Consider the following 21,278-nt stretch of genomic DNA (forward strand, 5'->3'; position numbering starts at 1 on the left):
GTAGGTGAGCTCACCGAACGAGCCGGCAAACCCACGAAGCGGTGACGGGTCAAGCGGGGCCAACGGCTCGCCCGGCGGGTCTGCGACCTCTGCCGGTCCGGCCACCGAGGGTGCATCGCCGGGCACATCGCCGGCCCGCAGCGGCGCGCCCGGCCCGGCGCCGGCGCAGGGCGCCGACGGCGACGCACCGCCCTGGCAGCGTGGCACGGCGGCCCGCCGCCAGCAGACCCCGGAGGATCAGCGCGGCACTGGTGCGGCGGGCGGCCTGGATGCCCGGTTGAACCGGTTCATCTCCGGCGGTGCAGCACCGGCCGCGCCGACCACCGGCCCGGAGGCCGACCAGGCACCGCGGGGCGACCGCACCGAGGTGATGCGCAGCGAGCCCAACCGCCCGGCGCCGCGGGTGGAGAACAAGGCCTACGCCAGCGAGCTGCCCGATCTGTCCGGCCCGATGCCGCGACCGGTTCAGCAGCGCAAACCGCCGGAACGTCCCCAGGGTGAGCAGCAGTCGCCGGCGACTCCCCCACCGGCCAAGGCGGTCGAGGTGGCTACCCGCCAGCACAAGGGACCCGTCCGGGCCAGCATGCAGATCCGGCGCATCGATCCCTGGAGCACGCTGAAGGTGTCGCTGCTGTTGTCGGTCGCGTTGTTCTTCGTATGGATGATCGCGGTGGCGTTCCTTTACCTGGTGCTCGGCGGCATGGGCGTGTGGAGCAAGCTCAACAGCAACGTCGGTGACCTGCTCACCAGCGCCAGCGGCGCCTCCGGCGGAGAACTGGTGTCCAGCGGCATGATCTTCGGCGGCGCCACGCTGATCGGGCTGGTGAACATCGTGCTGCTGACCGCCGCGGCGACGATCGGGGCCTTCATCTACAACCTGACCACCGACCTGGTGGGCGGCATCGAGGTCACGCTGGCCGACCGCGACTGAGGTCACGGGCATCGAGTTTGGGAGACGGCCACACCGTACGGTAATCTCGTCGCTCGGCCCGTGCGGTTGACGGGGCTATAGCTCAGGCGGTTAGAGCGCTTCGCTGATAACGAAGAGGTCGGAGGTTCGAGTCCTCCTAGCCCCACGGAAAGGTTCACATCGATGAAGCTCGTGGTGCTTCTGACCGCCGCGGTCGGCGCGATCGCCGCGGTTATGGTGTGGCGGACCCAGCACGGACCCGAGGTGTGGCACACCCTGCCCGACCACAACGCCGATGCACCTTCCTGATCGGCACCGGGGGCCTTAGCTCAGTTGGTAGAGCGCTGCCTTTGCAAGGCAGATGTCAGGAGTTCGAATCTCCTAGGCTCCACAAGCGGCAACGATTGCCCCATCACTGCATGGCAACGGCGAGGTGCGACCGGCCCGGTCGCCAACCGACGAGCCGATGGATTGCGGCTGACACACTGTCGGAATGCCCGGCGTCGTCCTGCTACCCGCCACCGTCGAGCAGCTCACCGCCCTGCAATCCGACCCCGCGAGGTTCGGCAGGTTGATCGGCAGCGCGGTACCGGTCGGATGGCCGGAGTTTCCGGAGTCTGTCGGATACACCCTCGACCGGCTGCGCGAACATCCCGAGGAAGCCGACTGGTGGATGCACTTCTTCATGTCCGGCGGAATCCTCTTCGGCTCGGGCGGTTTCGCCGGCCCACCCGACCAGGGCGTTGTCGAAATCGGATACGAACTCGCGCCGGGGTTTCGCGGCAGGGGGCTAGGGGTGGCGGCGGCGCGGGCGATGCTCGACAAGGCCGCCGCCCACGGGACGGTCAGCATGGTCGTCGCGAACACGCTCCCCCAGGAGAATCCGTCGACGGGCGTGCTTCGCCGACTCGGATTTATGCTGGCCGGCGAACGGGAGGATCCCGACGTGGGCACGACCTGGCATTGGGAGCGTCCGCTGACTTCTGGCCGAAATTGCACCACTTGAACGAATTGCCGCGCTGACCCGCAGCAGCTGGCGACCCCGGCGACAGTCAGGGCGAGAATGATCCACCGGCGTCCGGCCCCTGCGACCGGGCTCAGAGCGACTGCTGCAGGGCGGCGGCGACGGCGGCGACGTTGTCCAGTGAGCCGAGGATGTCGGACAGGCTCTCGAAGCTGGTGTTGTGCCGGTACAGGGCGAACACGTAGACCGTGCCGTCACCGCCCTGCATGAACCCGGCCAGGGACTGGTCGAGCATCAGCAGGTCGCCGGTGCCCGGATCGCGTGCTGCCCAGGTCCCCGTCTTGGCCTGGACCCGGCCCTTCGCCGGGCTGTCGGTTTCAGACAGCGAGAGCGAGCCGTCGGTGCCGAGGATGGGCAACATCTCGGGGAGCCGGTCGCTCCACTGCCGCGAATGCAGCCAACGGAGCCAGGTGGCCATGGCATCGGGGGTGGTCGACGCGACGCTCGACCCGGAACCGTCGAGGATCCACACGTCGCTCTGGTCGATGCCGAGGTCGCCGATGCGCTCACGAACGGGGCCGAACCCGTCGTCGCAGTCGGTCGAGCCCTCGTTGACCGCGAGCAGGCACACGGCGAGATCGGCGCCGTAGTTGTGGCTGATCTTCCAGACGAGGGTGGCGATCTCCGAGATCGGTGGTGATTCGATGGTCCCCAGCGGCGCGTTGCCCGCCGCGTAGCTCTCGGCCCCGGGCAGCGTCGACGCGTCGTTGACGGCCAGGGGGTCGGTGCTCACGGTCACCCCGGCCCGCTCGAGCGCCTCGATGAACAGGGTGCGGGCGTAGGTGGCGGGGTCGGGGACCTCGTACACGTTGAGTACCGGCTCGGCATCGGTGGCGATCGTGCCGTTCACCGCGATCACGTTGGTGGGGTTGCCCTGTGCGTCCAACTCGGGGGCGAACGACAGGGTGGTGTCTTCGCCGGCCGCCACGGTCTCGGTGTCGTTGACGATGGTGAACGCAGCAGTTTCGGGGACCGTCTCGACGGTACCCGGCTCACCCGCACTGCCGGGCGTGGTGACCATCGCCAACAGATTGTCGTTGACGACGATGGGGCTGATCTCGAGGGGACGGGGCGTCTCCCACTGTTGGAAGAGACGGTCGTCGATGAGCACGTCGCCACCGACTTCGGTGACCCCGGATGCCGCGACCTGCTCTGCGAGATCGTTCAGCCCCGCGAGGGGATCACCGGGCGCCGGCTTGGCACCGGGGATGCCGTTGGCGTCGCCCTGCGGTGGGACGCTGTATGCCAGCTTGCCGCTGCCGGCCTGGCGGCTGCCCATCACCAGGTCACCCATCGCACGCAGCACCAGGTCGCCGTCGAGGCGCCCGCCGCTGACCGAACCCAGCCCGTAGACCGGGGTTTCTATGGTGTGGTCGGGCCCGAAGACGTCGAGCCAGGTGCCCACGGTGTAGAGCTTGGCGTTCGACCCCATGGTGCCGATCTTGCCGCTGTCCAGCGCGTAAACCGGGTCGCCGCCGTCCGCAGCTTCCACGATCAGCGACCAACGAGACGACCGGTACTTCTCCGCCGCCATCAGGCCGGCGGCCTCGTCGGGAAGGTCCGTGTTTCCGGCACCCGAGGTCGCCGGACCCGTACCGTCGGACCCCGCGCCGCCGTCGGAGCTGCAGGCGCCGGCCACCAGCACCGTTGCCAGGGTCAATCCGAGCCACCAGCCACGTCTGTCGCTCCCCATGGAACGGGACACTACTTGTATCCGGCCTCGATGTTCTGTGCCGCGCCCGGCACGTGCGGCCGCCCAAGACCAGGTGCCGGGATCCGAATTCGCGAGGGGGTGAAGCAAAGCCACGACACGCGCTCGCGGCGCCGTGCGGCGCCGACGTGTTCGGATAATGTCGCAGCAGAGTCGCGGTTCACGCCCCAAGCGGGAAGCACGGAAGGGGCCGCTGTTGGTTCTGCCGGAGGTCGCCCTGAAGCCGCTTCGGGGCGTCGGCGAGTTCTATGCCACGGCCCTGGACACGTTGGTCGCACTGTTCAAGCCTCCGTTCGCGTGGCGGGAGTTCCTGTTGCAGACCTGGTTCGTGGCGCGGGTGTCCATCGTCCCCACGCTCATGCTGGCGATCCCGTTCACCGTGCTGGTGGTGTTCACGCTGAACATCCTGCTGACGGAGTTCGGCGCCGCCGATTTCTCCGGCACCGGCGCGGCGACCGCTTCGGTCACGCAGATCGGACCGATCGTCACGGTGCTCGTCGTCGCGGGCACCGGGGCGACGGCGATGTGCGCCGACCTGGGCGCGCGGACCATTCGCGAGGAACTCGACGCATTGCGGGTCATGGGTGTCGACCCGATTCACCGCCTGGTCGTGCCCAGGGTGTTGGCGGCCACCGTCACCGCCGTCTCGCTGGTGTCGTTGGTCACCATCGTCGGACTCGCCGGCTCATTCGGTTTTGCGGTCTTCGTCCAGAAGGTCACCCCCGGGGCCTTCGCCGCGGGCCTGACGCTGCTGACCGGTCTGCCCGATGTGATCCTGGGTTTGGTGAAGGGGGCGTTGTTCGGCATGGCGGCCGCCTTGATCGCCTGCTACAAGGGCATGTCGGTGCGCAGGGGGCCGCAGGGCGTGGGAAACGCCGTCAACGAGACGGTCGTGTACTCCTTCATCGCGCTGTTCGTCATCAACATCGTCACCACGGCCGTGTTCTACACGAGTGCGCAATGACCGAGGGCAGCCCCGCGGGCCGGCGGTCCGGATGGCTCACCAGCGCGGCGAATGCTGTTGCCGGGGGCTGGAATCACGTCGGTGAACAGATCGCTTTCAACGCACTGTCGGTGCGCGAGATCGGGATGGCGTTCATCCGGTACAAGAGGGAGATCCTGCGACTGATCGCCCAGATGAGCCTGGGCACCGGCGCACTGGCGGTGATCGGCGGAACGGTCGTCGTCGTCGGTTTCATGACCCTGGCGACCGGGGCGGTGATCGCCGTGCAGGGCTACAGCCAACTGGCCGGCATCGGCGTCGAAGCGATGACCGGCTTCATCTCGGCCTATGTCAACGTCCGAATCATTTCGCCCGCCGTTGCCGGAGTCGGACTGGCCGCGACGATCGGCGCGGGCGCCACCGCCCAACTGGGTGCGATGCGGATCGCCGACGAGATCGACGCGCTCGAGGTGATGGCGGTCCGGTCCGTCGCCTACCTGGTCTCCACTCGGGTCGTGGCCGGGGTGGTCGTGGTGATTCCGCTGTACTGCGTGGCCATGGTGTGCGCGTTCCTGGCCTCCCGGTTCGGCACGACCGGGTTCTACGGCCAGTCCACCGGTGTGTACGACCACTACTTCAACACCTTCCTGAACTCGGTTGACCTGCTCTGGTCGTTTCTGACGGTGCTGCTGATGGCGGTCGCCATCATGATGGTCCATACCTACTACGGCTACACCGCCTCGGGAGGACCCGCGGGAGTCGGCGAAGCGGTCGGCCGTTCGGTGCGCACGTCACTCATCGTCCTGACCTTTCTGCTGCTGGCGATCGCGCTGTCGGTGTACGGGCAGTCCGGCAATTTCCACCTCTCGGGGTAGCGGGCGATGCCAGAACGCCGGAGAGAAGGAATGCATCCAGGTTGGTGGACGCTCATTTTCGTCACCGCGACCGTCGCCACCGTCGTGTTGACCTCGGCGCTGTTCTCGGGATCGTTGCGGGACTACGTCCCGGTGACGCTGCTGTCCGATCGCGCCGGTCTGGTGATGGATCGTGGCGCCAAGGTCACGATGCGTGGTGTGCAGGTGGGTCGGGTCGGCCAGGTCACGGGCGCGACGAATCAGGTGAGCCTGAAACTGGAGATCGACCCGGATCAGGTCGACTACATCCCGGCCAACGTTGAGGCACGCATCCGCGCCGGCACCCTGTTCAGTGGGAAGTTCGTCGAACTGGTCTATCCGAGCGACCCCAGCCCCGCCCCGCTGACCGCAGGGACGGTGATCACCTCGCAGTACGTCAGCACCGAGATCAACACGTTGTGGAAGAACCTGGCCGGGGTGCTGGATCAGATCGACCCGGTGAAGCTCCAGGCGGTGTTCGCCGCGCTCGCCGAGGGGGTGCGGGGCCACGGCGCCGGCATGGGCCAGGCCATCACCGATGCCAACCGGGTGCTGATCGCGGTCAACTCGCGCACCGACACGATCCGCGCAGATATGCGAGCCGTCCGGGAGGTCAGCGACTCCTACAGCGCTGCTGCACAGGACATCCTGTCCGCCCTGGACGCGGTCGGCACCACCAGCAGGACCATCACCGACAACGCACAGGCGCTGGATGCGCTGCTCGTCGGGGTGGTGAGCATGTCCCGCAGTGGTATCGACCTGATGGGCTCGAGCCGCGAGAACCTGATCGAGTCGGTCACCCTGCTCGAGACGACCACGAGATTGTTGATGAAATACAATCCGACGTACACGTGCACACTCGTCGGAGCCAAGACAGCCCTCGACAGCGGGTACCTGGATGCGACCGGTGGCGCGAACGGTAAATCGCTGATCCTGGACAGCGCCATTCTGTTGGGTGCAGACCAGTACCGTTACCCGCGCAACCTGCCGATCATCGGCGCCAAGGGCGGTCCCGGCGGTAAACCGGGATGCGGATCGCTGCCCGATGTGGCCGCGAACTGGCCTGTGCGCCAACTCATCACCAACACCGGCTGGGGAACCGGCCTGGACATCCGGCCCAACCCGGGAATCGCGTTCCCGGCATACGCCAACTTCTTCCCGGTCACCCGTGCGGTACCGGAACCGCCGAGCATCCGCAATCCGGGCGGTCCGGCACCCGGGCCGATCCCGTATCCCGGTGCACCGGCCTACGGGGCGCAGCTGTACGCACCGGACGGGACGCCACTCTGGCCGGGCCTGCCGCCGGCGCCCCCGCCCGGTGCACCGCGCGAACCGGGCCCCACGCCGGGTTCGGAGCCGTTCGTGGTCCCGGCCCCCGCCCAGCTGCAGCCGACCCCGGCGCCGGCGCCGGCGCCATGAGGATCGAACCGTGAGAGAGAACCTGGGCGCAGCGGTCTGGCGGCTGGCTGTCTTCATGGCCGTGTGCCTGCTGGGCCTGGCCGTCATGCTGGTCATCTTTGCGCAGCCGCGCTTCGAGCGGATGTACACGTACACAGCGCTGTTCAGCAACGTCTCGGGTTTGCAGGCCGGCAATTTCGTCCGGATAGCCGGCGTGGAGGTCGGCAAGGTCAGGAACATCTCGCTGCGCGACGACGCCACCGCGCTGGTGGAATTCGGCGCAGACGAGTCTGTGGTCTTGACGGAGGGCAGCAGGGCGGTCATCCGCTTTCGTAACCTGATCGGCGACCGATACCTGGCCCTCGAGGAAGGCGCCGGCAGCACCAGACAACTCGAGCCCGGTGCGACCATCCCGCTGTCGCAGACCTCGCCCGCGCTGGATCTGGACGCGCTGCTCAACGGGTTCCGGCCGTTGTTCCGGGCGTTGGAGCCCGAGCAGGTCAACGCGCTTTCCGGGCAGCTCATCGAGGCGTTGCAGGGCGAGGGGACCACGATCGCGTCGTTTCTGGCGAACACCGCGGCCCTGACGAACACGCTCGCCGACCGGGATCACCTCATCGCAGAGATCATCTCGAACCTGGACACCGTGCTCGGCTCGCTGGGTGATCGAAGTCCACAGCTCGTCACGACCATCGAGTCGTTGTCGGATCTGTTGGGCACGCTGGCCGACCGCAGGCAGGACCTCAGTGCCGGGATCGCGTACGGCAACGAGGCCGCGGCGGCGACCGCCGATCTGCTCGCGCAGGCCCGCCCGTCGCTGCGCAAGATCGTCGACGAGGCGGACCGGACGGCCGGGGTGGCCCTGGCCGACCGCGACTACCTCGACAACCTGCTCAACACATTGCCCGACACCTACCAGATGCTGAATCGCCAGGGCCTGTACGGCGACTTCTTCAGCTTCTACCTGTGCGACCTGATCCTGAAACTGAACGGCAAAGGTGGCCAACCGGTTTACGTCAAGGTCGCCGGCCAGGACTCCGGACGGTGCACACCCCGATGAAGACGTTCTCCGAGCGCAATCCCCTCGTCGTCGGCGCGGTCGGCGTGGCGGTGACCCTCGCCGTGGTCCTGGCCGCTCTGAACTTCGGCAGGCTGCCGCTGATCAACTCGAACAAGACATACTCCGCCTACTTCGCCGAAGCCGGTGGGTTGCTCACCGGCGCAGACGTCCAGGTTTCGGGTCTGGCGAGCGGCCGGGTAGACAGCATCGACCTCGACGGACCACGGGTGCTGGTCACATTCGAGATCGACAAGAGCATTCGGCTCGGCGAGCACACCGAGGCAGCGATCAAGACGAAAAGCGTTCTGGGCGCGAAGATTCTCGAGATCACCCCCCGGGGCGACGGCCGGCAGTCCGGACCGATCCCGCTGGAACGGACCAGGTCGCCCTACCAGCTGCCCGACGCGCTCGGAGAGCTGACCACCGCCGTCAGCGGACTGGACACCGGCACGCTGACGGAATCGTTGGACGTGCTGTCACAGACGTTCTCCGAGACTCCCCCGGCGCTGCGGATCGCGATGCAGGGTGTCGCACGGTTCTCCCAGACGCTGAACAAGCGTGACGCTCAGCTGCGAAACCTGCTGAGCAACGCCAACAAGGTCACCGCAGTCCTGTCGGAGCGCAGCGAAAGCATCGTCGGGTTGCTGACCGACACCAATGCGCTGCTCGTCGCGCTGCTCGGCCAGAGCCGTGCGCTGGACCAGATCTCGGAGAACCTGGTGGCGGTCAGCGAGCAGATCCAGGGGGTGGTCTCGGAGAACCGGCAGACCCTCAAACCCGCGCTGGACAAGCTCAACGAGCTCCTGACGATCCTCGACAACCGCAAACAACGAGTGCAGTCGGCGATCAAGAAGTTCAACGTCTACGCGATGTCGCTCGGCGAGTCGATGTCGTCGGGGCCGTTCTTCAGCTTCTACATCGCCAACCTGCTGCCCGGCCAGTTCATCCAGCCGTTCATCGACGCCGCCTTCTCCGACCTCGGGCTCGATCCGAACGTCCTGCTGCCGACCGAACTCACCGACCCGCAGACCGGTCAGCCGGGAACCCCGGCACTGCCGGTTCCGTACCCGCGCACCGGCCAAGGTGGCGAGCCGAGGATGACTCTGCCGGATGCGATCACCGGAGTACCCGGTGACCCGCGGTATCCCTATCGTGAGCCACCGCCGGCGCCGGCGCCGGGCGGCCCGCCGCCCGGCCCACCGCTGCCATCGCCGGAGGGTGAACGATGAAGAGCCGGGACAAGGCCCGTATCGGAGTGGCGGCCACGCTGGTGACCACGTTGATCGCCGCTGTCGCGGTGTTGCTGTACTCGTCGGCGGTGGCCGACAGGACCACGGTCGTGGCGTATTTCGCGAACAGCAACGGCATCTTTCCCGGCGACGACGTGCGCATCCTCGGCGTGCCGGTGGGCAGAATCGAGACGATCGAGCCCGAGCCGCAACGGGTCAAGATCACGTTCTGGTACGACGACAAGTACGAGGTGCCCGCCGACGCCACGGCGGTGATCCTGTCCCCGGCCATTGTCAGCGCACGAGTCATCCAGCTCAACCCGCCCTATACCGGGGGCCCGAAGCTGACGAACAACGCGGTGATCCCCGAGGAGCGCACCGCGGTTCCCGTTGAATGGGATGAAGTACGCCAGCAGCTCGAAAGACTCAGCGACATGGTGCAACCCAACGAACCGGGCGGGGTCAGCGCGTTCGGATCGGTCGTGCACACGGCCGCGAACAACCTGCGCGGCCAGGGAGCAACGATTCGGCAGACCATCCTCGAGCTCTCCCAGGCGGTTTCCGCCCTCGGTGACCACAGCGACGATGTGTTCAGCACGATGAAGAACCTGTCGATCCTGGTATCGGCGCTGCAGGACAGCGACGATCTGCAGCGGGAGCTGAACGACAACCTGGCCTCGGTCGGTGCTCTGCTGACCGACGATTCGAACGAGGTCGGCGACGCCGTCTCGGCGCTGAACGCCGCGCTGGGCGATGCGAAAACCGTGATCAGCGAAAACCGCGACGCACTGGGAACGACGTCGGACCGGTTGGCGTCGGTGAGCCAGGCGCTGACCGAGAGCCTCGACGACATCAAGCAGACGCTGCACCTGGCCCCCAACGAACTGCAGAACCTGATGAACATCTATCAACCCGCGCAAGGCACTCTCGGCGGTGCCCCCGCGTTCAACAACCTCGCCAACCCGCTGGCCTTCCTGTGCGGAGCGGTGCAGGCCGCCTCGCGGCTGGGTGCCGAAGAGTCGGCCAAGCTGTGCGTGCAGTACCTGGCGCCGATGGTGAAGAACCGTCGGTACAACTTCCCGCCGCTGGGCGAGAACCTGATCGTCGGCGCCACCGCGCGGCCCAACGAGGTCACCTACAGCGAAGACTGGCTGCGGCCGGACTACATCCCTCCCCCGGCCGCTTCCCCGGAACATCCCCCGGCCGCTCCCCCGGCAACTCCGTCGGCCTCTCTCCCGGCGGATAATTCGGCGGAGCAGCAGGATGTTCCGCCGTTGCCGGCCGAGGTGCACGCGACAGATCCGGCCGCCGGCCTGCCCGGGATGATGGTGCCCGCCGGAGCCGGCCCATGATGCGCACACCCCCCCGACCGGTCGGTAGCCGCATTGTTGCCGCGCTGCTGGTGGCGGTGGCCGCCGCCGCGCTGAGCGGTTGTGGTTGGCGGGGACTCAATTCGGTGCAGCTGCCGGGAACCGCCGGCGTCGGGCCCGGCTCGTTCACGATCCAGGCACAGCTACCCGACGTGCGCACGCTCGAGCCGAACTCCCGGGTACAGGTGGGCGACGTCACGGTGGGCTCGGTGAGCAAGATCGAGCGGCAGGGCTGGCATGCGCTGTTGACGATGAGGATCGACGGCGATGTCGATCTGCCTGCCAATGCGACGGCGACGGTCGGCCAGAGCGGCCTGCTGGGTTCACTGCACGTCGAGCTGGCGCCGCCCGTCGACGTCGCGCCCCGAGGCCGTTTGACAGACGGATCGCTGATCCCGCTGTCATCGGCGGAGACCTATCCGTCCACCGAGCAGATCTTGGCGGCAATCACGATGCTGCTCAACGGCGGTGGCATCGGACAGGTTCAGGAAATCACCGAATCGCTGAGCACCGCCCTGGCCGGCCGCGAGGACGACCTGCGCAGCCTGATCCACCAGCTGGACATCTTCACCAGCCGGGTCAACGACCAGAGCGGGGACATCATCGCCACCACCGAGAGCCTGAACAACCTGGCCGGCCAGTTCGCCGACCAGAAACCGGTGCTCGACAACGCCCTCGACACCATCCCCGACGCGCTGCGGGTGCTGGCCGCCGAGCGGCAGAACCTCGTCGATGCGCTGGACCAACTCGGTCAGTTCAGCGCGCTGGTTGCCGATACGGCGAATCAGACCGAGGAGAGTCTGCTCGCCGAGTTGAAGGACATCGGGCCGGTGCTGCAGTCACTGGGCGATGCCGGTCCCGCGCTGACCCGCGCCCTGGGACTGTTCGCCACGTATCCGTTTCCGGCGGACACCGTCGGCAACTGGGCGCGGGGCGACTACGCCAACCTGACCGCCGTCATCGACCTGACCCTGAGCCGGCTCGACGCATCGTTTCTCACCGGGACACGGTGGGAGGGCGATCTGACGGAGCTCGAGCTGCAGTGGGGCCGCACCATCGGCCAACTGCCGAGCCCGTACACCGTCGGCAATCCGCTCGTCGCTCCGTACCATTGGGACCAGGGCCGCTGACATGCCCCCGTTGTCGAGGCGAATCTTCGTCCAGCTGGCGATCTTTGCGGTGGTCACCCTGGTGGGTGGTGCAGCGATGGTGTTCGGCTACATCAGGCTGCCCGCCATGTTCGGGATCGGTCGCTATGAGGTGACGGTGGAATTGCCCCGGGCGGCGGGTCTGTACCCGAGCGGCAACGTCACCTATCGTGGCGCAGAGGTCGGGCGTGTCAAGAGCGTGCGGCTCACCGAAACTGGTGTCGCGGCCGTGCTTTCGTTGAAGTCCGGCATCGACATCCCCGGGGATCTCGACGCACAGGTGCACAGCCAGTCCCCGGTGGGCGAGCAGTACGTCGCGCTGCTGCCGCGCGGGGACTCCCCGCCGCTGAGGGACGGCGACGTCATCCGGGTGGACCGCACCTCGGTGCCGCCCGATCTGGACTCCGCGCTGGACGCGATGAACACCGGTCTGACAGCGATCCCCCGCGACGATCTGAAGACGGTGGTCGACGAGGCGTACGTCGCGGTGGGTGGGCTGGGGCCGGAGTTGTCCGGGCTCGTGACGGACACCGGCGCCCTGGCCGCCAACGCGCGGGAGAACCTGGACCCACTGCTGACGCTGATCGACGGGGCACAGCCGGTGCTGGACGCCCAGATCGATTCTTCTGACTCGGTGCAGGCGTGGGCTGCGGACCTGGCCGAGATCAGCGGGCAGCTGCGGGCACACGACGACGCGGTGCGCGGCGTGCTGCAGCAGGGCGGCCCGGTCGCGGAGGAAGCCCGTGCACTGTTCGACCGGGTGCGACCTACCCTTCCGGTCATCCTGGCCAACCTGGTCAGCGTCGGTCAGGTCGCGGTCACCTACCAGCCCAGCCTGGAGCAGCTCCTGGTGCTGTTGCCCCAGGCTGCCGCGGTCGCCCAGGCGGTGGGTGTGGCGAACCGGAACACGATGCAGGACTATGTCGGTGCGTTCCTCAGCTTCAATTTGAGGCTGAACCTGCCGCCGCCGTGCACCACCGGGTTCCTGCCGGCCGAGCAGCGACGTCCCCCGGCCGCGGAGGACTACCCCGACCGCCCGCCGGGCGACCTGTACTGCCGGGTGCCCCAGGATTCGCCGATCGGGGTGCGGGGTGTTCGTAACACACCGTGCGTCACTCGCCCGGGAAAGCGCGCGCCGACGGCGGCGATGTGCGAGAGCGACGAGACCTACGTGCCGCTCAACGACGGCTTCAACTGGAAGGGCGACCCGAATGCCACGCTGTCGGGTCAGCCTGTGCCGCAACAGCAACCGGAACCGCTGCCGTTGCCGGCAGCAGAGTACGACCCGGCGACCGGGTCTTACGTCGGGCCGGACGGCCAGGTCTACACGCAGACCGATCTCGCCGGGGAGGCCCCGACGGACCAGACGTGGCAGTCGATGCTGGTGCCGCCCGGGACGGGCTGAGCCTACTGGGGTGCGGGACCGCCGTCGCCCCGTCTCAGCACTCGACGACGTTGAGGGCCAGGCCGCCCAGCGACGTCTCCTTGTATTTCTCCGCCATGTCGGCACCGGTGTCGCGCATCGTCTTGATCGCGGTGTCCAGGCTGACGTGGTGGGTGCCGTCACCGCGCAACGCCATCCGCGCGGCGGTGATCGCCTTGACCGAGGCGACCGCGTTGCGCTCGATGCACGGGATCTGCACCAGCCCCCCGACCGGGTCGCAGGTCAGGCCGAGGTTGTGTTCGATACCGATCTCTGCGGCGTTCTCCACCTGGGCCGGGGTGCCGCCCGACACGGCGGCCAGCCCGGCCGCCGCCATCGAGCAGGCCGAGCCCACCTCGCCCTGGCAGCCGACCTCGGCCCCGGAGATCGACGCGTTGGTCTTGAACAGCTGGCCGATCGCCGCGGCGGTCAGCAGAAAGTCGACGACGCCGTCGTCGGAGGCTCCGGGGACGAACCGCCAGTAGTAGTGCAGGACAGCGGGAATGATGCCGGCCGCCCCGTTGGTCGGGGCCGTCACGACCCGCCCGCCGGCGGCGTTCTCCTCGTTGACCGCCAGCGCGAACACGGTGACCCAGTCCATGGCATAGAGCGGATCGGTCGGGTCGGACTCCAGCGCCCGGGCCAGGCCGGGGGCCCGCCGGCGCACCCGCAGGCCGCCGGGCAGCACCCCCGTCGCGCCCAGCCCGTTGTGGACGCACTCACGCATGGTGGCCCAGATCTGCAGCAGGCCGTCGCGCAAGCGGTCGCCGTGACCGAGCGCGATCTCGTTGCGGGCGACGATATCAGCGATGCGGCAACGGTTTTCCTGCGCCAGCGCCACCAGTTCGGCGCCGCTGCGGAACGGGTGCGGGACCGCGACGTCGCTGCTCGCCGCGGTCTCCCCCTCGGCGAGCACGAAGCCGCCGCCGACCGAGTAGTACACCCCGCGCGCGACCGGAGCGCCGGCGCCGTCGACCGCCGAGAACACCATCCCGTTGCTGTGGAAGTCCATGGCGCGCAGGGAGAGAACGATGTCGGTGGCCATGTCGAAGTCGATGGTGCGCTCCCCCGCCAGCGACAGCCGGCCACCGGAGCGGATCTCCTCGACGCGGTTGCGCGCGAGGCCGGGATCGACGGTCTCGGGCGCGAACCCCTCCAACCCGAGCACCACCGCACCCGGGGTGCCGTGCCCCGCGCCGGTCGCACCGAGCGAGCCGTAGAGCTCGACCCGAACGCCCGTCGCCGCGCCCAGCCGGCCGTCGGCGGACAGGCCTTCGACGAAACGGCGGGCCGCCCGCATCGGGCCGACGGTGTGCGAACTCGACGGGCCGATCCCGATCGAGAACAGATCGAACACCGAGACGGTCATGACCGACGGTAACCGCGCTACGGCTTGGGTGCGACCTCGACGCTGGGCGGCAGCGGGGACGGCTCGGGCTGCGTCGAACGCCGGACGATCGTGAAGGCCGCCGCTCCCCCGGCCAGCACCGCGACCCCGACGCCGACGAACACCAGCGGGCGCGTCCGGCTGCGGGACTTGCGGGCCTTACCGAGCGTCTCGGGCAGGGCGGCGACCGCCTCCTGCACCTCGGCCAGCTCGGCGGTCAACGCGTCCTGCGCGGCGGCCAGGTCGGCCCGAAGCTGCTTGGCGACGCGTCCACGCCGGTAGCGGTTCCCGACCCAGGCCGCCGAAGACCGCACCGATTCCGCCCCCAGGCCGAGCGCTCCCCTGGTCACGTCGACCGGGCCGACCGCCGAGTACTTCAGGCCGCGGCTCAGCCGTTGGCCCGGCGTCATTCGCTGCTCGGTCTTGGGGCTCATATCCCACCTCTTCCTGCGCTGGCTGCGTCGTGCTCCAGACTGCCATCCGCGCCGACGCCATGGTGCCGGTTGGCGTTCGGACCGGGCGTGGCACACTGACTTCCCGTGACGAGTCCCATTCAGACCGCGACCGCGACCCTGCACACCAACCGCGGTGACATCAAGATCGCACTGTTCGGAAACCACGCGCCGAAGACCGTCTCCAACTTCGTCGGCCTGGCCCAGGGCACCAAGGACTACAGCACCGAGAACGCCTCGGGTGGTTCCTCGGGGCCGTTCTACGACGGCGCGGTCTTCCACCGGGTGATCGACGGGTTCATGATCCAGGGCGGCGACCCGACCGGCACCGGCCGGGGCGGACCCGGCTACAAGTTCGCCGACGAGTTCCACCCCGAGCTGCAGTTCTCCAAGCCCTACCTGCTGGCGATGGCCAATGCGGGCCCGGGCACCAACGGCTCGCAGTTCTTCATCACGGTCACCGAGACGCCGCACCTCAACCGCCGCCACACCATCTTCGGTGAGGTCGTCGATCCTGAGTCGCAGAAGGTCGTCGACGCGATCGCGACCACGGCCGTCGACCGCGGCGACCGCCCGGTCGAGCCGGTCGTGATCGAGTCGATCACCATCTCGTAGCGATTTCGGTGTAGTTCGTCACGCTCACCGTCACCAACTACACCGAAATCACCCGGTGCCGGGTGCGAGCCCGGCGGCGGTGAGCGCGTCGAGCACCCGCAGCGGATCGGTGCCGAGGTCCCACCGGCTCAGCACCAGCAGCCGATCGTCGATGGTGTCGATCTCGAGCAGCCGCACGCGGCGACCGATTCTGCGGAACTCGGTGATGCGGATCAGCGTGATGTCACCGCGCTCGAGCCGGCGGTCCTTCCACCAGCCGCGGTACACCAGGCCCCCCTCGCTGATTGCCAGCTTCGGTCGTGCGCGGAACGACATGACCGCAAACACCAGCAAACCCACCGCGGCAGCGCCCACGAGAATTCGCCCGGGCGGGTCTGTGACCAGCGTCACAACACCTACGCCGAGAGCTAGACCAGCGACTCCAGCCCCGAGAATGCCCGCCGTCGGCGGGCCCCACTGGGTTTGCTGGGTGGACAATTCACACCCTCCTACCGCGAAAAACAGGGTTATCCACAGGTGCTATCCCCAATGGGGATGAATAACAAGCGTGTGATCCGTTGACGCACAGGTCACGTACAGGGTGATCGAAAGCAACGAAGATGAATCCATCTCTCCGGCCGTGACGGTCACCGCCAGCGCATCGTCAGGAGTAGCCCGGTGATCATGAAGGCAAACGCGATGGCGTAGTTCCACACGTTGAGGGCGGCCATCCATTGCAGGAAGCCGGGGGCGTCGGGTCCGCTGCCGGCCAACTGGAACACGATCAACCATGTCAGGCCGATCAGCATCAGGCCGATGAACAGTACGACGAACCAGACACTCGACGGTCCCGCCTTGACCTTGACCGGTGTCCGGCTCACCGGATTGATGGTGAAGTCGTTCTTCTTGCGGACCTTGGACTTGGGCATGCGTACCTTCGGGCGTTCGGCGCCGCGCCTGTCGCCGATGCCACGAGCCACCGGTCAGTGCGACGATTGGGTACGCAAAGCCTAACCCAGGCGCCGAACCGCTCCGAAGGAGATGAAACCGATGGACCACGGGACGCACCCCGCACCGCGGCGGTCGGTATGGCGCCTGGGTGTCCCGGTGGTGTGCGTGGCGGCCGGCCTGCTGCTGGGCGTCACACACGGCGTGTCCGGCGGCGACGAGATTCGCAGCAGCGACGCGCCCCGCCTGGTCGACCTGGTGCGGGAGGCCCAACAGTCGGTGGACCGTCTCACCGCGGCCCGGGACGCCGCGGCCACCGAACTCGAGAACCACCACGGCGGATCCCCCGGCATCGCAGCGGCGCTGGCCGCGATCACCCGTCGCGCCGAAGCACTCTCGGTGCCGGCGGGCGTGGCGCCGGTACGCGGCCCCGGGCTGGTGGTGACGCTCAACGACGCGCAGCGCGATGCCGAGGGCCGGTTCCCGCGCGATGCCTCCCCAGATGACCTGGTCGTGCACCAGCAGGACATCCAGGGCGTCATGAACGCGTTGTGGAGCGCCGGGGCCGAGGGCATGCAGATCCAGGACCAACGGATCATCGCGACGTCGGCGCCGCGGTGTGTGGGCAACACGCTGCTGCTCAACGGCCGCACGTACAGCCCGCCGTATGTGATCACCGCGATCGGCGACGCCGGGTCGATGCAGCAGGCGCTGGCCGATGCGCCGCTGGTGCAGCTCTACAAGCGGTACGCGGCCCGGTTCGGGCTGGGATACACCGAGGAACCGAAGGACGTCGAACTCGTCGGCTACACCGAACCGCTGAAGATGAAGTACGCCACCCCGATCGGTCCGCTCGGGTACTGATCGGCCGCTCGACTCAGTCACTTGACGTTGGGGGCCGTCACCTGCGCCGGTAGCCTGTTGCCATGCAGGTGTTGGTCGTCGACAACTACGACAGCTTCGTGTTCAACCTGGTCCAGTACCTGGGCCAGCTCGGGGTGGACGCGCAGGTCTGGCGCAATGACGACGACCGGCTGGCCACCCCGGACGACGTCGCGCGGGTGGCGGCGGAATTCGACGGTGTGCTGCTGAGCCCGGGGCCGGGCACCCCCGAGCGGGCCGGCGCATCGATCCCGCTGGTGCACGCCTGTGCTGCGGCGGGCACACCGCTGCTCGGGGTCTGTCTCGGACATCAGGCCATCGGCGTGGCGTTCGGGGGCACCGTGGACCGCGCCCCGGAGTTGCTCCACGGCAAGACCAGCACCGTGTATCACTCCGACTGCGGTGTGCTGAAAGGACTTCCGGACCCGTTCGTGGCGACCCGCTATCACTCGTTGACGATCCTGCCCGACACGGTGCCCGCCGAGCTGGAGGTGATCGCCCGCACCGCCGGGGAGGTGATCATGGCCGTGCGCCACGTCGAGTTGCCCATCCACGGCGTGCAATTCCATCCGGAGTCGATCCTGACCGAGGGCGGGCACCGAATGCTGGCCAACTGGCTGGGCTTCTGCGGTGCGGCGCCGCCGGAGGAGCTGGTGCGCCGGCTCGAGGACGAGGTGGCCGGCGCGGTGGCGGCCGCTACGACGCGAAGCTCAGCGTGATCCTGGCGCCGTAGTTCACCCCGGAGCCCGCCGACGGGCTCTGCGTGACGACGGCGTTGGTCCGCTGACCGCTGTCCCGCACGTCGGCGCCCTTGTCCAGCTGGCCGGTCCAGCCCAGCGCACGCAGCCGTGGCTCGGCGTCCGTCCAGAACATGCCGGTCAGATCGGGCATCACGAACTGGTTGCCGCGCGACACCTGGATCTGGATCACGGTGTCCTGCGGCACCGTCTGCGACGGAGCCGGGTCCGTTCCGACCACCTGGCCCGACGAGGTGGTGCTGTCGACCTCGACCGGAACCGTATTGGCGAAACCGGACGCCGACAGGATCTCCTGGCAGACCTGCACGGTCTGGCCGACGCAGTCGGGCACCACCGCGGTGGCCGGCCCGCGGCCCATCACGATGGTGATCTCGTTGGTGATCGCCGAGGTCTGGTTGGCCGGCGGCAGCGTGGACAGCACCCGGTCCTTCTGTTCGGGCAGCGAGTCGGAGGTCGTCTGCCGGAACCGGCCGAAGCCGGCCGCGGTGAGCTTCTCCACGGCGTCGGCGTAGCTCAGCCCCGACACGTCGGGTACTTCGCGTTGCTCGGGTCCGGTCGAGACGTTCAGGGTGACCTCGTCACCGGCGGACACCGCGGCGTTGGCCTCGGGATCGGTGCTGATCACGTGGTCGGGTGGCACCTTGGAGTCGGGCTGCTGCTGGGTGCGGATGGAGAAGCCGCGGTTCTGCAGCGTGGCGATCGCGTCGGCGGATGCCTGACCGGTCACGTCGGGGACCTGGACGTCGCGGGTCGCGCCGCCGAACATGTTGATGGCCACGGTGACCACCACGGTCAGCACCGCCAGTACGGCGACGGCGATCAACCAGCGGGCCACCGATCCGCTGCGCACGGTTTCCTCGTAGCGGGGCTGGTGGCCGCCGACCGGTTCGATGGGTTCGGTGCGGTCCCGGGCCGGCGTCGCCGACAGCAGCGACGTCCGCTCGGCGTCGGTCAGCACCTTCGGCGCGTCGGGAGTCTGGCCGCTGTGCACCCTGACCAGGTCGGCGCGCATCTCGGCGGCGGTCTGGTAGCGGTTGTCGGGATTCTTGGCCAGCGCCTTGAGGACCACCGCGTCCAGGTCGGGGGAGATGTCGGGGTTGCGCTGCGACGGCGGTACCGGGTCCTCCCGGACATGCTGATAGGCCACCGCGACGGGTGAATCGCCGACGAACGGCGGTTGCCCGGTGAGCACCTCGTAGAGCACGCAGCCCAGCGAGTACACATCGGAGCGGGCGTCGACCTTGATCCCGCGGGCTTGCTCGGGGGACAGGTACTGGGCGGTGCCGATGACCGCGGCGGTCTGCGTGACGGGGTTGCCGGCGTCGGCCAGTGCACGCGCGATGCCGAAGTCCATCACCTTCACCGCGCCGGTCTTGCTGATCATGATGTTGGCCGGCTTGACGTCACGGTGCACGATGCCGTGCTGGTGGCTGAAGTTGAGCGCCTGGCAGGCATCGGCGATCACCTCGATCGCCCGCCGGGGCGGCATCGGGCCCTCGGTGTGCACGATGTCGCGCAGCGTCACCCCGTCGACGTACTCCATGACGATGTAGGGCAGCGGTCCGGTGGGCGTTTCCGCCTCGCCGGTGTCGTAGACGGCGACGATGGCGGGGTGGTTGAGTGCCGCGGCGTTCTGCGCCTCTCTGCGGAACCGGAGATAGAAGCTCGGGTCACGGGCGAGGTCCGCCCGCAGCACCTTGATCGCCACGTCGCGGTGCAGGCGCAGGTCGCGCGCCAGATGCACCTCCGACATACCGCCGAAGCCCAGGATCTCGCCGACCTCATAGCGGTCGGAAAGTTGCTGTGGGGTCGTCATGGCATCATCTGTCCTGCGGCGTACAGCGTGACGGCCGGCGGTCGGGCGTCGTGCGAGAGGGATACCCAGTATTCGTCAGGCTGATGAATACCCAGGTCAGGGAGCGCCGGCGCAGCGGTGGGCGATTCCGCCGGTGGGGTCTGCGTGGTGGTGTCCGATGGGGGGACGCGGTCTCTGCGGTCCTGCGCGTTGAGCACGATCAGGATGGCGATCACGATCGCCAGCGCGCCGAGCACCCCGGCCGCCCACAACAGCGCCCGCTGGCCCGACGAGAAGGTGCGCCCGCGTGGCGGCGGTGCTGACCGGTGGGTGCCTGCGCTGCGTGCGCGCGGGGCCGGGGCCGGGGGGACAACCGGACGGGCCTGGGTGGCGGCGGGCACCGCCGTCGGCGCGGCCCGACCGATCGACGGTGTGGTGTTGGGGCGCGGCGGCCGCCGTCCGGCGCGGACCGCTGCGACGGCATCGGCGAACGCCCCACCGGACTTGTAGCGCATACCGGGGTTCTTCACCAGCGTGATCTCGATCAACTCACGCACATTGGGCGGCAGGTCGGCGGGCAGCGGGGGAGGGTTCTCCTTGATGTGCTTCATCGCCACGGTCAGCGCACCGTCGCCGGTGAACGGCCGCTTGCCCGACACCGATTCGTAGCCGACGACGCCGAGGGAGTAGACATCGCTGGCCGCGGTGGCGTCGTGGCCGAGAGCCTGCTCGGGCGCGATGTACTGGGCGGTGCCCATCACCATGCCGGTCTGGGTGACCGGCGCGGCGTCGACGGCCTTGGCGATGCCGAAGTCGGTCAGCTTCACCTGCCCGGTGGGGGTGATCAGGATGTTGCCGGGCTTGACGTCGCGGTGCACCAGGCCCGCGGTGTGCGCGACCTGCAGGGCCCGGCCGGTCTGCTCGAGCATGTCCAGCGCGTGCCGCAGCGACAGTCGGCCGGTTCGTTTGAGGACGGAGTTCAGCGGCTCGCCGTTGACCAGTTCCATCACCAGGTAGGCGGTGCGGCCCTCACCGTCGATGTCGGTCTCGCCGTAGTCGTACACCCCGGCGATGCCCGGATGGTTGAGCATGGCCACCGTGCGGGCCTCGGCCCGGAACCGCTCGACGAACTCGGAGTCGGTGGAGTACTCGGCCTTGAGCACCTTGATCGCCACCCGCCGGCCCAGCCGGGAGTCCACGCCCTCCCAGACCTGACCCATGCCGCCGGTCGCGATGAGGCGCTGCAGCCGGTAGCGCCCCGACAGGGTTACTCCCACGCGGGGGCTCATTTCTGGCCTCCGGCGCGTCTGCTGGTCTGCTCGCCTCCGGCTCGGAAACCGGATTCTCGCCTCC

21 protein-coding genes and 2 tRNA genes are annotated in these 21,278 nt (G+C 68.5%); 16 read left to right on the forward strand and 7 right to left on the reverse strand.

What is annotated here, in order from left to right; all coding sequences use genetic code 11:
• The first annotated feature begins 4 nt into the window (after positions 1–4).
• The 5 genes from JDV09_RS16750 (at position 5) to JDV09_RS16765 (ending at position 1,916) form a co-directional block, all read left to right on the forward strand.
• On the forward strand, positions 5–931 hold the full coding sequence (locus JDV09_RS16750; RefSeq protein WP_221370264.1) for a DUF3566 domain-containing protein: 927 nt from the start codon (positions 5–7) through the stop codon (positions 929–931).
• 71 nt (positions 932–1,002) lie between these two features.
• A tRNA-Ile gene (locus tag JDV09_RS16755) sits at positions 1,003–1,076 on the forward strand.
• A gap of 17 nt (positions 1,077–1,093) precedes the next feature.
• Positions 1,094–1,219 (forward strand): hypothetical protein, encoded by a 126-nt coding sequence (locus tag JDV09_RS26880; RefSeq protein WP_255605487.1) that lies wholly within the window; start codon positions 1,094–1,096, stop codon positions 1,217–1,219.
• 9 nt (positions 1,220–1,228) lie between these two features.
• Positions 1,229–1,301 (forward strand) — tRNA-Ala (locus tag JDV09_RS16760).
• 102 nt (positions 1,302–1,403) lie between these two features.
• Positions 1,404–1,916, forward strand: a complete 513-nt coding sequence (locus JDV09_RS16765) for a GNAT family N-acetyltransferase (protein ID WP_255605488.1) — start codon at positions 1,404–1,406, stop codon at positions 1,914–1,916.
• A gap of 91 nt (positions 1,917–2,007) precedes the next feature.
• Here the strand turns inward: JDV09_RS16765 and dacB are convergent, their stop codons facing one another.
• On the reverse strand, positions 2,008–3,627 hold the full coding sequence (dacB, locus tag JDV09_RS16770; RefSeq protein WP_221370265.1) for a D-alanyl-D-alanine carboxypeptidase/D-alanyl-D-alanine endopeptidase: 1,620 nt from the start codon (positions 3,625–3,627) through the stop codon (positions 2,008–2,010).
• 214 nt (positions 3,628–3,841) lie between these two features.
• Here dacB and JDV09_RS16775 point away from each other — a divergent pair, with 214 nt between their 5' ends.
• The 8 genes from JDV09_RS16775 to JDV09_RS16810 are packed head-to-tail and all read left to right on the forward strand — an operon-like array spanning position 3,842 to position 13,091.
• Entirely contained in the window at positions 3,842–4,609 is a 768-nt protein-coding gene (locus JDV09_RS16775; protein WP_255605489.1) for an MlaE family ABC transporter permease, read from the forward strand.
• The gene (locus JDV09_RS16780; protein ID WP_221370267.1) at positions 4,606–5,463 is read left to right on the forward strand and encodes an ABC transporter permease; all 858 of its coding nucleotides are present in this window, start codon (positions 4,606–4,608) and stop codon (positions 5,461–5,463) included. The genes JDV09_RS16775 and JDV09_RS16780 overlap by 4 nt, the downstream gene beginning before the upstream one ends.
• 6 nt (positions 5,464–5,469) lie before the next feature.
• Complete coding sequence (locus JDV09_RS16785; RefSeq protein WP_221370268.1) at positions 5,470–6,900, forward strand: MCE family protein; 1,431 nt, start codon at positions 5,470–5,472, stop codon at positions 6,898–6,900.
• A 10-nt stretch (positions 6,901–6,910) separates the two neighbouring features.
• Positions 6,911–7,939, forward strand: a complete 1,029-nt coding sequence (locus JDV09_RS16790) for an MCE family protein (RefSeq protein WP_221370269.1) — start codon at positions 6,911–6,913, stop codon at positions 7,937–7,939.
• Positions 7,936–9,168, forward strand: a complete 1,233-nt coding sequence (locus tag JDV09_RS16795; protein ID WP_221370270.1) for an MCE family protein — start codon at positions 7,936–7,938, stop codon at positions 9,166–9,168. The genes JDV09_RS16790 and JDV09_RS16795 overlap by 4 nt, the downstream gene beginning before the upstream one ends.
• Positions 9,165–10,520 (forward strand): MCE family protein, encoded by a 1,356-nt coding sequence (locus JDV09_RS16800; protein WP_221370271.1) that lies wholly within the window; start codon positions 9,165–9,167, stop codon positions 10,518–10,520. The genes JDV09_RS16795 and JDV09_RS16800 overlap by 4 nt, the downstream gene beginning before the upstream one ends.
• Positions 10,520–11,668, forward strand: coding sequence for a virulence factor Mce family protein (locus JDV09_RS16805; RefSeq protein WP_255605503.1), 1,149 nt, complete (start codon positions 10,520–10,522; stop codon positions 11,666–11,668). The genes JDV09_RS16800 and JDV09_RS16805 overlap by 1 nt, the downstream gene beginning before the upstream one ends.
• A gap of 1 nt (position 11,669) precedes the next feature.
• Positions 11,670–13,091, forward strand: a complete 1,422-nt coding sequence (locus JDV09_RS16810) for an MCE family protein (RefSeq protein ID WP_221370272.1) — start codon at positions 11,670–11,672, stop codon at positions 13,089–13,091.
• A gap of 34 nt (positions 13,092–13,125) precedes the next feature.
• On the opposite strand, the gene JDV09_RS16815 is transcribed toward JDV09_RS16810, so the two are convergent.
• Together JDV09_RS16815 and cwsA are read right to left on the reverse strand one after the other, a co-directional pair.
• Entirely contained in the window at positions 13,126–14,478 is a 1,353-nt protein-coding gene (locus JDV09_RS16815; RefSeq protein ID WP_221370273.1) for an L-serine ammonia-lyase, read from the reverse strand.
• 17 nt (positions 14,479–14,495) lie between these two features.
• The gene (gene cwsA / locus JDV09_RS16820; RefSeq protein WP_221370274.1) at positions 14,496–14,930 is read right to left on the reverse strand and encodes a cell wall synthesis protein CwsA; all 435 of its coding nucleotides are present in this window, start codon (positions 14,928–14,930) and stop codon (positions 14,496–14,498) included.
• 105 nt (positions 14,931–15,035) lie between these two features.
• Here cwsA and JDV09_RS16825 point away from each other — a divergent pair, with 105 nt between their 5' ends.
• On the forward strand, positions 15,036–15,563 hold the full coding sequence (locus tag JDV09_RS16825; protein ID WP_221370275.1) for a peptidylprolyl isomerase: 528 nt from the start codon (positions 15,036–15,038) through the stop codon (positions 15,561–15,563).
• 48 nt (positions 15,564–15,611) lie between these two features.
• Here JDV09_RS16825 and JDV09_RS16830 read toward each other — a convergent pair whose 3' ends face one another.
• Positions 15,612–16,040, reverse strand: coding sequence for a PH domain-containing protein (locus JDV09_RS16830; RefSeq protein WP_221370276.1), 429 nt, complete (start codon positions 16,038–16,040; stop codon positions 15,612–15,614).
• 149 nt (positions 16,041–16,189) lie between these two features.
• Positions 16,190–16,471 carry a cell division protein CrgA gene (crgA, locus tag JDV09_RS16835; protein ID WP_221370277.1) on the reverse strand — a complete coding sequence of 94 codons (282 nt, stop codon included), beginning with the start codon at positions 16,469–16,471 and terminating at the stop codon, positions 16,190–16,192.
• Positions 16,472–16,592: 121 nt separating this feature from the next.
• Here crgA and JDV09_RS16840 point away from each other — a divergent pair, with 121 nt between their 5' ends.
• Positions 16,593–17,354, forward strand: coding sequence for a DUF881 domain-containing protein (locus tag JDV09_RS16840; protein ID WP_221370278.1), 762 nt, complete (start codon positions 16,593–16,595; stop codon positions 17,352–17,354).
• Between the two features lie 62 nt (positions 17,355–17,416).
• The gene (locus tag JDV09_RS16845) at positions 17,417–18,091 is read left to right on the forward strand and encodes an aminodeoxychorismate/anthranilate synthase component II (RefSeq protein WP_221370279.1); all 675 of its coding nucleotides are present in this window, start codon (positions 17,417–17,419) and stop codon (positions 18,089–18,091) included.
• Here the strand turns inward: JDV09_RS16845 and pknB are convergent.
• Positions 18,069–19,946 (reverse strand): Stk1 family PASTA domain-containing Ser/Thr kinase, encoded by a 1,878-nt coding sequence (gene pknB, locus JDV09_RS16850; protein ID WP_221370280.1) that lies wholly within the window; start codon positions 19,944–19,946, stop codon positions 18,069–18,071. The genes JDV09_RS16845 and pknB overlap by 23 nt on opposite strands.
• Positions 19,943–21,214, reverse strand: a complete 1,272-nt coding sequence (locus JDV09_RS16855) for a protein kinase domain-containing protein (RefSeq protein WP_221370281.1) — start codon at positions 21,212–21,214, stop codon at positions 19,943–19,945. Before JDV09_RS16855 ends, pknB begins: the two co-directional genes overlap by 4 nt.
• Between the last annotated feature and the right edge of the window lie 64 nt (positions 21,215–21,278).

The sequence above is a fragment of the Mycolicibacterium xanthum genome (assembly GCF_019710635.1).
Classification (GTDB): Bacteria; Actinomycetota; Actinomycetes; order Mycobacteriales; family Mycobacteriaceae; genus Mycobacterium; species Mycobacterium xanthum.